The sequence below is a fragment of the Ruegeria sp. AB7 genome, from assembly GCF_056542625.1.
The window spans coordinates 147,872-161,434 of record NZ_JBQGAC010000001.1 but is presented as its reverse complement, the minus strand read 5'-3'; the positions used below and the strand labels follow the sequence as shown (position 1 = coordinate 161,434).

Annotated in this window: 13 protein-coding genes; 7 read left to right on the top strand and 6 right to left on the bottom strand. The window is 57.3% G+C overall.

Features of this window, described 5'->3' with window-relative positions; translation table 11 throughout:
• Position 1 precedes the first annotated feature (1 nt).
• Positions 2 to 1,252 carry a Zn-dependent hydrolase gene (locus ACR0EN_RS00845; RefSeq protein WP_170563162.1) on the bottom strand — a complete coding sequence of 417 codons (1,251 nt, stop codon included), beginning with the start codon at positions 1,250 to 1,252 and terminating at the stop codon, positions 2 to 4.
• Positions 1,253 to 1,423: 171 nt separating this feature from the next.
• Here ACR0EN_RS00845 and ACR0EN_RS00840 point away from each other — a divergent pair, with 171 nt between their 5' ends.
• Both ACR0EN_RS00840 and ACR0EN_RS00835 read left to right on the top strand, forming a co-directional pair.
• Complete coding sequence (locus ACR0EN_RS00840; protein ID WP_170393378.1) at positions 1,424 to 2,032, top strand: TetR family transcriptional regulator C-terminal domain-containing protein; 609 nt, start codon at positions 1,424 to 1,426, stop codon at positions 2,030 to 2,032.
• Positions 2,033 to 2,144: 112 nt separating this feature from the next.
• Positions 2,145 to 2,291 carry a hypothetical protein gene (locus ACR0EN_RS00835; protein WP_480584776.1) on the top strand — a complete coding sequence of 49 codons (147 nt, stop codon included), beginning with the start codon at positions 2,145 to 2,147 and terminating at the stop codon, positions 2,289 to 2,291.
• Between the two features lie 51 nt (positions 2,292 to 2,342).
• Here ACR0EN_RS00835 and preA read toward each other — a convergent pair whose 3' ends face one another.
• From preA to ACR0EN_RS00820, 3 genes are all read right to left on the bottom strand, one after another.
• Entirely contained in the window at positions 2,343 to 3,647 is a 1,305-nt protein-coding gene (preA, locus tag ACR0EN_RS00830; protein WP_170393380.1) for an NAD-dependent dihydropyrimidine dehydrogenase subunit PreA, read from the bottom strand.
• A gap of 45 nt (positions 3,648 to 3,692) precedes the next feature.
• Positions 3,693 to 5,027 carry an NAD(P)-dependent oxidoreductase gene (locus ACR0EN_RS00825; protein WP_480584773.1) on the bottom strand — a complete coding sequence of 445 codons (1,335 nt, stop codon included), beginning with the start codon at positions 5,025 to 5,027 and terminating at the stop codon, positions 3,693 to 3,695.
• A 159-nt stretch (positions 5,028 to 5,186) separates the two neighbouring features.
• Positions 5,187 to 5,819, bottom strand: a complete 633-nt coding sequence (locus ACR0EN_RS00820) for a cupin domain-containing protein (protein ID WP_170610220.1) — start codon at positions 5,817 to 5,819, stop codon at positions 5,187 to 5,189.
• A 152-nt stretch (positions 5,820 to 5,971) separates the two neighbouring features.
• On the opposite strand from ACR0EN_RS00820, the gene ACR0EN_RS00815 reads away from it, so the two are divergent.
• The 3 genes from ACR0EN_RS00815 (at position 5,972) to ACR0EN_RS00805 (ending at position 9,047) form a co-directional block, all read left to right on the top strand.
• Positions 5,972 to 6,967 (top strand): hypothetical protein, encoded by a 996-nt coding sequence (locus ACR0EN_RS00815; RefSeq protein ID WP_170817645.1) that lies wholly within the window; start codon positions 5,972 to 5,974, stop codon positions 6,965 to 6,967.
• Between the two features lie 72 nt (positions 6,968 to 7,039).
• Positions 7,040 to 8,332: an O-acetylhomoserine aminocarboxypropyltransferase/cysteine synthase family protein gene (locus ACR0EN_RS00810; protein ID WP_170563171.1), complete on the top strand. Its 1,293-nt coding sequence runs from the start codon at positions 7,040 to 7,042 to the stop codon at positions 8,330 to 8,332.
• 4 nt (positions 8,333 to 8,336) lie between these two features.
• A complete protein-coding gene (locus ACR0EN_RS00805; protein ID WP_480584768.1) occupies positions 8,337 to 9,047 on the top strand; it encodes a GNAT family N-acetyltransferase in 711 nt (236 codons plus the stop codon).
• 1 nt (position 9,048) lies between these two features.
• Here the strand turns inward: ACR0EN_RS00805 and ACR0EN_RS00800 are convergent, their stop codons facing one another.
• Entirely contained in the window at positions 9,049 to 9,744 is a 696-nt protein-coding gene (locus ACR0EN_RS00800; RefSeq protein ID WP_170421149.1) for an SIMPL domain-containing protein, read from the bottom strand.
• Between the two features lie 164 nt (positions 9,745 to 9,908).
• Here ACR0EN_RS00800 and ACR0EN_RS00795 point away from each other — a divergent pair, with 164 nt between their 5' ends.
• Positions 9,909 to 11,795 carry a hypothetical protein gene (locus ACR0EN_RS00795; protein WP_480584767.1) on the top strand — a complete coding sequence of 629 codons (1,887 nt, stop codon included), beginning with the start codon at positions 9,909 to 9,911 and terminating at the stop codon, positions 11,793 to 11,795.
• A gap of 56 nt (positions 11,796 to 11,851) precedes the next feature.
• Here ACR0EN_RS00795 and hppD read toward each other — a convergent pair whose 3' ends face one another.
• Entirely contained in the window at positions 11,852 to 12,949 is a 1,098-nt protein-coding gene (hppD, locus tag ACR0EN_RS00790) for a 4-hydroxyphenylpyruvate dioxygenase (protein ID WP_480584764.1), read from the bottom strand.
• A gap of 147 nt (positions 12,950 to 13,096) precedes the next feature.
• Between hppD and ACR0EN_RS00785 the strand changes: the two genes are divergently transcribed.
• Positions 13,097 to 13,552, top strand: coding sequence for an Lrp/AsnC family transcriptional regulator (locus ACR0EN_RS00785; protein WP_170405101.1), 456 nt, complete (start codon positions 13,097 to 13,099; stop codon positions 13,550 to 13,552).
• Positions 13,553 to 13,563 lie beyond the last annotated feature (11 nt).

Here is a 13,563-nt window from a genome sequence, read left to right as displayed (position 1 = left end):
CCTATTCCACGATCCCAGCCGTCTCGACGACCGCATGCAACAGAACATCCGCCCCGGCTGCAGCCCAATCCTTGCTGATCTCCTCAGCTTCATTATGGCTCAACCCATCAACGCATGGGCACATCACCATCGCCGTTGGCGCTACCCGGTTGATCCAGCAGGCATCATGACCGGCGCCCGAGATGATATCCGTATGCGAATACCCCAACCGCTCAGCCGCATCGCGCACCGCCGCCACGCAACCTTCATCAAACTTCACCGGATCAAAACCGCCCACTTTCTCGAATTCGATCTGCAGCCCCATCTCTTCGACGATATCTTCAGCTGCGACTCGCAGACGGTTCTCCATATCAGTGATCACGTCCAACTCGGGCGAGCGAAAATCGACCGTGAACACTGCCTTTCCAGGGATCACATTGCGTGAGTTCGGATAGACATCGATATGCCCCGCCGCACCCACGGCATGAGGTGCATGCGACCATGCAATCTCGTCCACTTTCTCAAGAATACGCGCCATCGCCAGCCCGGCATTCTTGCGCATCGGCATCGGTGTAGACCCAGTATGCGCATCCTTGCCGGTCACGGTAACCTGGGTCCAGCTCAAACCCTGACCATGGGTTACAACGCCAATATCCTTACCCTCAGCTTCCAGAATCGGGCCCTGTTCAATGTGCAACTCAAAGAAAGCGTGCATCTTGCGCGCGCCAACCTCTTCATCGCCGCGCCAACCGATGCGGTTCAGTTCATCCCCGAACTTCTTTCCTTCGGCATCCTCACGTGCATAAGCCCAGTCCTGAGTGTGCATTCCGGCAAACACCCCCGAAGACAACATCGCCGGGGCATATCGCGTTCCTTCTTCGTTGGTCCAATTGGTGGCCACAATAGGGTGCTTGGTCTTGATGCCCAGGTCATTCAGCGTGCGAATGATCTCCAGCCCACCAAGCACGCCAAGAACGCCATCATACTTGCCACCTGTGGGCTGCGTATCCAAATGCGACCCTACATAAACCGGCAGTGCCTCGGGGTCCGCTCCCTCTCGTCGGGCAAACATGTTGCCCATCTGGTCCAACCCCATCGAGCAACCGGCATCCTCGCACCATTTCTGAAACAACGCGCGCCCTTCGGCATCCTCGTCCGTTAGCGTCTGACGGTTGTTCCCACCCGCGACGCCCGGGCCGATCTTGGCCATCTCCATCAGGCTGTCCCATAACCTGTCGCCATTGATCCTGAGATTCTGCGCCGGAGCTGCCATCTTGTTCTTCCCTGTTGCTTGCGATTTGGCTCGCTTTTGGTGTCTTGATTTGACCATCTGGTCAAACTCACGCTATCACGGGTTCGACATCAGTCAAGAAATTGCAGTGGCCTGCCGGAATTTTCGACATAATTGACGCCCAACTGGCCGAAAAAAGGACAACAGGTGAACATGCCCAAAGACCGCGCCCCAACCCGGATTCAGCAAAAGAACCGAGCAGCGATTCTCGAGGCGGCCCTGAATGTGTTCTCAGCCCACGGTTTTCGCGGCGCAACCGTCGACCAAATTGCAGCTGAGGCGGGGCTGAGCAAGCCCAACCTGCTCTATTATTTTCCATCGAAAGAAGCGATCCATACAGCCCTGTTGTCGGGTCTGCTTGAAGTCTGGCTCGCTCCCCTGCACGCGTTGAATGAAGATGGCGACCCACTGGAAGAAATACTATCTTATATCCAACGCAAGCTTGAGATGAGCCGCGATCTGCCGCGCGAGAGCCGCCTCTTTGCCAATGAGCTTGTTCAGGGCGCGCCGCGCATTCATGAAGCTTTGTCCAGCGATCTCAAAAAACTGGTCGATGAAAAAACCACGATTCTGACAAGCTGGATGGCTCAGGGCAAAATTGCACGAGTCCATCCCTATCATCTGATTTTCTCGATCTGGGCACTGACACAGCATTATGCGGATTTCGATGTTCAAGTCCGGGCAATTCTTGGGGAAGAAGACCCATTCGAAGGCGCAGTTCCGTTCGTGGAAACGCTCTATCGAAAACTGCTTACACCTTAAGAGACACTTAACCCTATTGAGAAAAGCTCGGAGCATGAAGACGTATCGCTCAGATCCCGAGCCTTGGATCACCCAGCTTTTCTCGTCCCGATCTGCTCGAACGGGAGCTGTTGTGCGACGCTCAGTTGCTTGGGTCGAACGCGAGGTTGGTCACGCGGCTTTTCAGGCAGAAGTGAAACGGCGCGGATACCATTTGATCCGCACCGCCAATCAATATGTCATCATCTGCCACAACGGACCCATCGACATTCTGTTCTGAGTAAATTCGTCGAATTTTCTCCGCCAAGATTTTTCGACGAAAAATCTCTGGCTACTCCGCCGCTTTCGCCATGGGGTTGTTGGGGTGTGTCGTCCAATTGGCATATTCAGGATCAACGACCTTGCCTGTGCGCGGATCAACCGCTCCGGCGGCCATCGGCTCCATGGAAATACACCCCTCTACAGGGCACACATCCACGCAAAGATTGCAGGCCACACATTCCTCGTCGATAACCTCGAACACCCGATCCGCCGACATCGAAATCGCCTGATGGCTGGTGTCTTCACAGGCTGCAAAACAGCGACCGCATTTGATGCACTGATCCTGATCGATCTTCGCTTTGGCGATGTAGTTGAGGTTCAGATATTGCCAATCCGTCACATTGGGCACTGCGCGTCCGATCACTTCGTCGATATTGGCATAGCCTTTCTCATCCATCCATTCTGATAAGCCAGCCGTCAATTCATCGATGATTTTGAACCCATAGGTCATCGCTGCAGTGCAGACCTGAACATTGCCGCAACCCAGCGAGATAAACTCTGCTGCATCGCGCCAAGTGGTGACGCCACCGATGCCTGAGATCGGTAGCCCATGCGTGGCTTCAGCCCGCGCAATCTCGGACACCATCGACAACGCGATTGGTTTCACCGCCGGTCCGCAGTAGCCACCATGGCTGCCTTTACCGTCAATCGAGGGTTCGGGGCTGAACGTGTCCAGATTGACACTGGTGATCGAGTTGATCGTATTGATCAGCGATACCGCATCCGCGCCCCCATTCTTCGCCGCCGCCGCAGGTTTGCGGATATCCGTAATGTTCGGCGTTAGCTTCACGATAACTGGGCGGTCGTAATACTGTTTGCACCAACGGGTCACCATTTCGATGTATTCCGGCACCTGCCCGACGGCAGACCCCATACCCCGCTCGCTCATCCCGTGCGGACAGCCAAAATTCAGCTCGATCCCGTCCGCACCGGTTTCAGCCACACGCGGCAGAATGGCCTTCCAAGCAGCCTCTTCACAGGGCACCATGATCGAGGCGATCAGGGCGCGATCTGGATAATCCGCCTTTACGCGGGCCATTTCCTCAAGGTTCACCTCAAGCGGTCGATCTGTGATCAGTTCGATGTTGTTGAGTCCCAACAACCGGCGGTCCGCACCATAAATCGCGCCATAGCGTGGGCCGTTCACATTCACGACCGGAGGCCCCTCGGCCCCCAAGGTCTTCCACACTACGCCGCCCCATCCGGCCTCGAAGGCGCGGCGAACATTGTACTCCTTATCCGTCGGTGGCGCGGAGGCCAGCCAATACGGGTTCGGGCTTGATATTCCAAGAAAGTTTGATGTTAAATCAGCCATTTATCCGGCCTCCCTGATGCAGTTCTGCATCTTTGTCTTTGAGTTTCACGCGCTCAGAGCAGCGTGGATATCCATCGCGGCATCGCGACCTTCGGCTACGGCGGTCACGGTCAGGTCTTCGCCTCCTGCCGCACAGTCTCCGCCAGCCCACACACCGGCCATTGAAGTGCGTCCCGCCCCGGTCACGGCAATCTTATTGCCATCCAGCGTTAGGCCTTCCGGCGCACCGTCAAGCGTCTGACCGATGGCCTTAAGAACCTGATCGGCCGGCACACGGACAGTTTCACCCGTTCCGGTCAGTCGACCATCATGGCTCGCAGTATACTCCAATTCGATCTCTGCTGCGGCACCATTTCCGTGAATGGCCACCGGCTGAACATTGCAGAGAATCCGAACACCATGCGACGCCGCCAAATCCTGTTCGTACCGGCTGGCACCCATCGCGTCGCGACCTCGGCGATAGGCGATGGTGACGTGCTCAGCGCCTAGCAGTTTCGATTTCACTGCCGCATCTACGGCAGTCATACCACCGCCAATCACAACGACATTGCGACCCACAGGTAGATCAACCAGATCGCTGGCCTGTCGCACATCCGAGATAAAGTCGACCGCCGGGCGCACCCCGTCTTCATCGACCCCATCAGCCCGCAGTGCGTTCACCCCCGCAAGTCCTATTGACAGGAAAACAGCGTCATAGTTCTCCTGCAACCCTTCCAGAGAAATCGTCTCTCCCAGAATCGAACCGGTCTCGATCGCGATCCCGCCTATTTTAAGCAGCCAATCGACCTCGGCCTGTGCAAAATCATTGGTAGATTTATACGCCGCAATCCCGTATTCGTTTAGACCGCCTGGCTTGGGCTTGCCTTCGTGGATCACCACATCATGCCCCAGCATCGCCAGACGATGCGCACAGGCCAGACCGGCGGGCCCTGCCCCGACCACAGCGATTGTCTTGCCGGTTGACGTGGCGCGCTCGAACGGATGAACGCCCGAAGCCATCACATCGTCGGTTGCATAACGCTGCAGGCGTCCGATCTCGACCGGCTTGCCTTCTGCCGTCTCACGCACGCAAGCCTCTTCACACAAAGTTTCGGTCGGACAAACCCGGGCACACATGCCGCCCAGAATGTTCTGCTCCAGAATGGTCTGCCCTGCCGCCTGCGGTTGCCCGGCCTGAATCTGGCGAATGAACAACGGAATATCGATATCCGTAGGACAGGCCGTCACACATGGCGCGTCATAGCAGAAATAGCATCGATCGGCGGCCACAGCGGCCTCGTGCGGGGCCAGTGGCGGATGCAGATCGGTGAAATTCGAGGTCAGCTCATCGCTGGAAAGCCGCCCGGAGACGATCCCGGGTGCCATCTGGCCCTGTGCCATCACTCTACTCCCTGTAGATATGTTTGTTATGGACCCCAGCTTGCCACAATCTGATTTTTTATCAATTGGTAAAATTTGCCAAATGGTCAAAAAATGAAAAATCCGGGCGGAATGGCCCGGATTTAGGCAGAAATTGCCTATTTTGTTGGCAGCGGCGGCTCAGACCATCCCGCCCAGGTGGCCGGATTTGATCCAAACACGGGCTCCGCCCTCTCCTGCTACAGCAGCAAAGCGTGATCCAGGCGGCAAGCGCAACCAGTCCCAAGTGCCAAATTCTTCGCCCGCCTCGGCAAAGCCACCTTCGATAACAAAGACCTCAAACCCCTTATCGGCATCCAATTCAATATGTTCGCCCGCGCCCCAGGTTTGCACCTGGACATCCTCATGCACATCCTTGAACAAATCGATATCTCCGCCCCCGTTGATCGAGCGCCGAACCTCGGTGCGGTCATCGGGGTCGAACTGATGCAATTTGACCAGAATAGTCGCGCCTTCGCTGGCCGAGGGTGTATGGGAGGACGTCGGGGGATTGCGTACATAGCTGCCGACAGGGAAATCTCCGGTTTCATCCTGGAACACTCCGTCCAGCACCAGATATTCCTCACCCCCGTCATGAGTATGCGACGAAAACGCGCTGCCGGGGGCAAAGCGCACGATGGTTGTGGCACGCGCCACTTCCTCGCCAATGCGGTCCAGCATCTTGCGTTCGACGCCAGCAGCCGGTGACGCGACCCATTCGGTCTGATCAAAGTGAACGGCGACCCGCTGTGTGAAATCTGCATTGACCCGCATATGCAATCCTCCTGCGTTGCTGTCACATTAGATGGGAGCACGAGCCGGATTTGCAAACCGGTCATGTTTGGGGTTTTGACGCCCTTCACAGCTTGTTGTACTTCCGGTTGAGGCAGCGGCCGAATACCGGCCCGATCAGAAAGCGCAACACGATGCAGGCAAGCCCGGCGACATTCAACATCCTCATCATCGGGCAAAACAACCGGCTGCAATACGAGGCTCTTTTGTTCGCCGCCTCGCTGCGCCACAGCTCACCAGGGTTCAAAGGTCGGCTGTTCGTCGGGGTGCCACAGCCCGGCCCTCTTTGGCCTCAGAACCCCAGCATTCAGGATGCCGAAGTTCTTGAAGCCCTGCAGCATCTGGGTGCCGAGATTCTGCCTTTTGAATCTCATGCTTTTGGCTCGAGCTATCCCAATGGCAACAAGATCGAAGCTTTGCTGGCGATGCCAGAGGGCGAGCCCTTTGCCTTTTTCGACTCCGACACTCTGATCACCGGCGAAATTTCCGACGTCCCGTTCGATTTCGAACAGCCCGGCGCCTCACTTCGGGTCGAGGGAACATGGCCCAAACCCACGCTCTACGGCCCAGGATATGAGGGTATCTGGCGCGCACTGTATGACCGGTTCGGGCTAGATTTCGAAAGCTCTCTCGATCCCAGCCAGCCCGAGGGCTATTGGCGGCGCTACCTGTATTTTAACGCCGGTTATTTCTTCTACAAATGCCCCCGCCAATTTGGTGAGCGGTTTATGGGCTATGCCCGCACCATTCGCGACGAGGAAATCCCCGAACTGACCGGGCAAGTTCTGAACCCGTGGCTAGATCAGATCGCCTTGCCGCTGGTCATCCATTCCTTCGGTGGCGGACGGGATGCCCTGCCCGAGGGCCTGCTGGATGGTCGGATCAGCTGCCACTATCGCCTGTTCCCGATGCTCTACGCCCGCGAAAGCGATCATGTGGTCGAGATATTGGAAACCGTCGTGGCCCCGAACAAGATCAAAAAAGTGCTCAAAGGCTATGATCCACTGAAGAAGCTGGTGATACAGCGCAAGGGTGCGAAGATCCGGGCATTGTTCGACCGAAACAACCTGCCCGCACGCGAACAGGTCATTCGCAAAACGATCAAGTCCAAGGGGCTTTGGCTGCGGTGACGCGGACATTGTGCCGGGCGAGCCAATGTCCTAGAGATTCAGCAACACACATTCCAACAGGAGATTTCCTCGATGTCTGACGGACCCACCTACGGTTTTGACACGCTGCAAATTCACGCCGGGGCCCGCCCCGACCCTGCCACAGGCGCGCGCCAGACACCGATCTACCAGACCACCGCTTATGTCTTCCGCGACGCTGACCACGCCGCCGCGCTGTTCAATCTGCAGGAAGTGGGTTTTATCTATTCGCGACTGACCAACCCGACTGTTGCGGTGCTGCAGGAACGTGTGGCGACGCTTGAAGGCGGTGTCGGTGCGGTCTGCTGTTCCTCGGGACACGCAGCGCAGATCATGGCGCTGTTCCCGCTGATGGGGCCGGGCTGCAATGTTGTCGCCTCGACCCGCCTCTACGGTGGGACGGTGACGCAGTTTAGCCAGACGATCAAACGTTTCGGCTGGTCGGCCAAATTCGTTGATACCGATGATCTGGACGCTGTGAAGGCCGCTATCGACGAAAACACCCGCGCGGTGTTCTGCGAATCCATCGCCAACCCGGGCGGTTATGTCACCGATATCCGTGCGCTGGCGGATGTGGCGGACGCAGCAGGCATTCCGCTGATCGTCGACAACACCTCGGCCACGCCCTACCTGTGCCGCCCGATTGAACACGGCGCGACTCTGGTCGTTCACTCGACCACCAAGTACCTGACCGGCAACGGCACCGTGACCGGCGGCTGCATCGTGGATTCGGGCAAGTTCGACTGGTCGGCGAATGACAAGTTCCCCTCGCTCAGCGAACCCGAATCCGCCTATCACGGCCTGAAATTCCACGAGACCTTCGGCCCGCTCGCCTTTACATTCCACGGCATCGCGATCGGTCTACGCGATCTGGGCATGACGATGAACCCTCAGGCGGCGCATTACACTCTGATGGGGATAGAAACGCTATCGCTACGGATGGAGCGCCATGTCGAAAACGCGCAGAAAATAGCAGCGTGGCTCGAGGCAGACGACCGTGTGGATTACGTGACATATGCTGGCCTGCCATCCTCGCCCTATAGCGACAGGGTAAAAAAGCACTACCCGCGCGGCGCGGGCGCCCTGTTCACCTTTGCGGTCAAGGGCGGCTATGACGCCTGCGTAAAGCTGGTGAACGCGCTTGAGATCTTCAGCCACGTGGCCAACCTTGGCGACGCACGGTCGCTGATCATCCACTCGGCCTCGACCACACACCGTCAGTTGACGCCCGAGCAGCAGGAAGCTGCAGGCGCAGGCCCTGGAGTGGTGCGCGTGTCCATCGGGATCGAGGATGCAGACGATCTGATCGCTGATCTCGATCAGGCTCTGTCCAAAGCCAGCGCCTGATCCGATGACCGGGCACAACACAAATGAACTGGGTCAACCCATCGGTTTTTCGGTCACGGGCGAGTTTCCTCGCCCCACGCCACCTTACACACCGATGCAGGGCCGGTTCTGTTCCGTTGTGCCATTGGATGTAAACAGGCACGCGCCCGGCTTGTACCGGGCGTTTGCCAATGACATGGACGGCCACAATTGGACTTATCTGCCCTACGGCCCGTTCGACTCTGAGGCGGATTTCACCGCATGGGCGCAGTCAAACTGCATGGATGCGGACCCGATGTTCCATACAGTGCTCGACGCGGATGAGGTACCCGTGGGGATGGCCTCATACCTTCGGGTCGAACCAGCAGCAGGTTCAATTGAAGTGGGTTACATCCACTTCTCTCCCCTGCTCCAGCGCAAACCGCAATCGACCGAGGTTATGTATCTGATGATGCGCCGTGTGTTCGATGAGCTTGGTTATCGCCGCTATGAATGGAAATGCGACGCCCTGAACGCGCCATCAAAACGCGCAGCTGAACGTTTGGGTTTCACGTTCGAGGGCGTCTTCCGGCAGGCGACACATTACAAAGGACGCAACCGGGATACGGCGTGGTTTTCGATTATCGACAGCGAGTGGCCGCGCATTCGCGCGGCATTCGAGAACTGGCTTGCGCCGGGGAATTTCGATGCATCGGGCCAGCAGCGCCAACCGCTGCAAGCCCGCGTTGGATCGTAGCTTACTCCGCGATTTCGAACTCCATCGCGATATTGACCGAAACGGAAATCTCTCCGCCTGCGACCGGCACGCCACCGGCGTCCGACATCGCCATCTCGCGCATCTGAGCCATCGGGCGAACACCTCCGCCGTGGTCGTTGATCGATAGGACGGGACCCAGGGTAACTCCGGACGCCTGCGCCAGTTGCTGCGCCTTCTCGGTCGCATCTGCCACAGCTTTGGCCCGTGCTTCAGCCTCAAGCGGTTTGGGCTCTTGCACGCCAAAGCTCAGACCGCCGAAATCATTGGCACCGTCCTTGATGACCGCATCCATGATCTGGCCCAGATTATCCAGATCCCGCACGCGTACCGAAACGCGGTTGGACGCGGTGAACCCAGTGATCTTGGGTGGCTCATTGCTGGAATTGCTGCGCCCCGACCAGACCGGTGAAAGCGAAAGATCGCGCGTCTGAACATCGCGCGCCTCCAATCCCATTTCGTCCAGTCGTTTGAGGATCTGCGTCACCGCGTCCGAGGTCGCCTGCATCGCTACCGATGCCTGCGCATCCTGATTGGTCACGCCCAGTGTTATCGTTGCCATATCGGGTGCAACCAGAGCCGTACCGGTCCCGCTGACCGAGATGCGACGTTCTTCCGCATGGGCGGGCAGAGTCGCGGTGGCAGCGGCCATGGCGGCCAAAAAAGCAAGTGTCTTCAAGATGATCCCTCCTTGATGCTTGCTCTCAAGATGGGTGGTCGGGCCCGTACACGGCAAGGGGGAAACGTGCCTTTTTCTTTCCCTCGGCGAGTTCCTGCTCTAATCTCGGCGGGCAGACATCTAAGCGTTTGCATAAAAGCCGACAATTATGGTTCATCGCGATTATGAAACCCGCCTTTGCGCTGTCATTTTCTGAAAACGGCATTTCCTTGCATCATCAGTCGGATGGAGACTGGTACTGCATTGGAACCGTTCCGTTAGATGCGTCGGATTTCGCGGACCAGATGCAGGCCCTTCGGGATCAGGGATTCGCGCTGGAAAATGACCTGAGTTGCAAGCTTGTGATTCCTTCAGATCAGGTGCGCCTCTTGGTTGTCGACACCGATGGTTTGGACACCGAAGCAGCGGCGAAAAAGGTCAAGGATACGTTGGCCGCAGCCACGCCCTATGAGCTATCAGAGCTGGCTTATGTCGCGGGCAACGCGGGGACTGAGACCCCGGTTGCCGCTGTGGCCCAGCAAACGCTGGACGAAGCCAGCGCATTTGCCACCGATCATGGCTTTATCCCCGAGGCATTCTGGGTCAGCGCAACCGGCAACGATGCTCTGGACGCGCCATTTCTGGAACTGCCGATCATTGTGGATGAGGACGCTGTGATTGCGGCCCCCAAACCCGTTGATACGCCGGACATACCGGTTCACGCCATCGCTGAAGATGCAGCCCCCCCTGCATTTGAGCCTGCTACCAAAGCACTGCCCTCGTCTGCCAAGACAGGAACGGATCTGAAACGCTTTGCAATTCCTGCGATCGCAGCGTCGGTTGTGGTTGGAATGTTGCTGGGTGTCTGGTCTTACAACAGCTCTGACCCCGAAATTGTCGAAGTGGCCGAACCGTTAGAGCCCGAGCTGCAGCCAGAGCCAGAAATTGCAACTGCAGAACCGCAGGCACAACCCGAACCTCAGGAAACCGAGATCGCAAGCCTCCCACAAGAACCTGAAGTGGCAGAGGAAGAACCGGTGCTCACCCCCACGGACGAGGCCATTCTCGAAGCACTGAAGATTGAACCGGAGCCGGTCGAAGACATCGCTGATCTGCCAGAGAGCAGAACCGAGTTTCGTGAGTTTACCGGCACCGCCCCTGTTGAACCTTCAGAACTGGAGCCAGCGCCTGTGGCTGGCGTGGATAATCAATATCTCACATCGGTCGATCGCTCGGACCTGTCGACCGATTCCGTCGCACTACCCGAACTTGCCAGCCTCGACACAGATGCGTCTTTTGAGTCGATCTCTTTGCCAGGCCAAGCGGGGCAGCGGTTCAACCTGGATGAACGCGGACTTGTGACGCCAAGTGCCGAAGGCACGCTGAACCCGGCCGGTGTGATGGTTTATCTGGGTCGTCCCGCATCCGTGCCCCCCGAACCCCCAACCAGGTTCGAAACAGAACCCGTTGTCATAGAAGAGGTCGATGAGAGACTCGCGGCGTTTCGCCCACGGCCACGCCCGGAAAATCTGGTGGATCAATTCGAACGCCAGCAACTTGGCGGTCGATCCCGGCAAGAGCTGGCCTCGGTCCGGCCTAAGCTGCGGCCCGAGTCTCTGCAAACCCCTCCGCAGGTCGATGAAACCCCGACTGCGCTGGCTGTTGTACGGGTACCCCGTCCAAAAATCAGGCCTGCCAGCATCACGGCGCGCGCGACACGGCAACCTAGTTCTGGGAGTGCAGCGCTGGCCTCGACCGCAAATGTGGCCAGTAATGCCGATGAAGTTGGTTCGTTCCAGCCCAGAACGGTCAACCCCAAAATCCCGTCTTCCGCGTCAGTTGCGCGACAAGCAACCATCGACAACGCGATTAACCTGCGCAAGTTGAACCTAATCGGCGTGTACGGCACCCCTGCAAACCGCCGTGCTTTGGTCCGCCTGCCCAGCGGACGCTACAAAAAGCTGAAGGTGGGCGATCGCATCGACGGAGGTAATGTCATCGCTATCGGCGACAGCGAGTTGCGCTATCAGAAGCGCGGCAAGAACATCACGCTCAAGATGCCGCGCGGGTAAAGAAAAAGCGCCATGTCGGTCAGACACGGCGCTCGGTTGATTTCATTGATTCATGTTTAAGCTGCCGAGATTTCACCCGACTCGATCTGCTCGCGTTCGATCGATTCAAACAGGGCTTTGAAATTGCCCTCACCAAACCCGTCATCCCCTTTACGCTGAATGAACTCAAAGAAGATCGGGCCAATGACTGTTTTCGAAAAGATCTGCAGCAGAATCTTGGTCTCACCGCCATCAACAACGCCTTCGCCGTCGATCAGAATGCCGTGCTTCATCATCCGATGCTTGGGCTCATCATGGCCGGACACACGGTCGTAAGACATGTCATAATAGGCCTCGTTCGGACCGGGCATGAACTTCAGACCCTTCTCGGCAATGGCATCGGTCGAGGCGTAGATGTCGTCGCTGCCCACCGCGATATGCTGGATGCCTTCGCCGTTGTACTTCTTCAGGTAGGAGACGATCTGTCCGGTCTCTCCACGATCTTCATTGATCGGAATGCGGATGCGACCACAAGGTGAAGTCAGCGCGCGACTGTAAAGCCCGGTGAACTTACCTTGAATGTCGAAAAAGCGGATTTCACGGAAGTTGAACAGGTCGCCATAGAATTCGAACCACTTGTCCATGTTGCCCTTGAACACGTTGTGGGTCAGGTGATCGAGATAGTAGAACCCATCGCCGCGCGGTTTTGACTGCTCCAGCCATTCAAATTCCTCGTTGTAGGGCGAGGTGTCATAATACTGATCGATGAAGTAGATCAGCGAACCACCAATGCCCTTGATCGCCGGAACGTTCATGGTCTTGTCTGCGCCATCATAGGGCTCAGCCCCTTTGGCGATCGCGTGCTCATAAGCCTTCTGAGCATCAACAACGCGCCAGCCCATGGCAGGGGCGCAGGGGCCGTGCTCGGCCACGAATTTGGCTGCAAAACTGTCAGGATCCGCGTTCAGGATGTAGGTTACATCACCCTGTTGCCAAAGCTCAACCTTGGGGGTGTTGCGGTGATAGCCGACATAGTCGAAGCCCATTCGCGCAAACAGGTCTCGCAACTCTTGCGGCTCGGGGTGTGCGAATTCAACAAACTCAAACCCGTCGGTACCGGCTGGGTTTTCTTCGCTGATGACAGATTTCGGGGCGTTATGCGGGAAAGGACCCATGGCGCGTCTCCTCGGAAAACAGGAATTTCTTTGCTGATTCAAAAATACGCCTTAATGAGTGCTGTTTCTGCGCATTGTTTTCGTATAAACTAAGTTTAGATGCGTACTTTCCGCATATTGATTGCAAATTTTGGGGAAACGCCGCACGTGCTGGATCGGATTGATATCGGAATACTCGCAGCTTTGCAGCGCGACGCGCATCTGACGTCGCAGCAATTGGGTGATGTGCTGAATCTATCCGCCAGTCAGGCGGGCCGTCGCCGACAGCGCCTTGAGGCCGAGGGTTATATCACTGGGTACACCGCACGACTGGACCCGCTGAGGCTGGGGCTACAGGTTCAGGGGTTCATTCAGGTGCATCTGGGCACTCATGGCCCCGAACAATCCGCAGGCTTCGCCCGCATGGTCAACACCCGCCCCGAGATCACCAGCGCCTGGACGATGACAGGTGAGGCAGATTATCTGCTTCACGTCTATTGTGACGACTTATCCGCACTCAATACCTTGCTTCACGAAGTGATCCTGCCGCATCCTGCAGTTGCACGGGTGCAAAGCCAGATCGTAATGGACCAATTGAAACGCGACGCGCCGCTCCCGACCTGAGCGGATTTAAG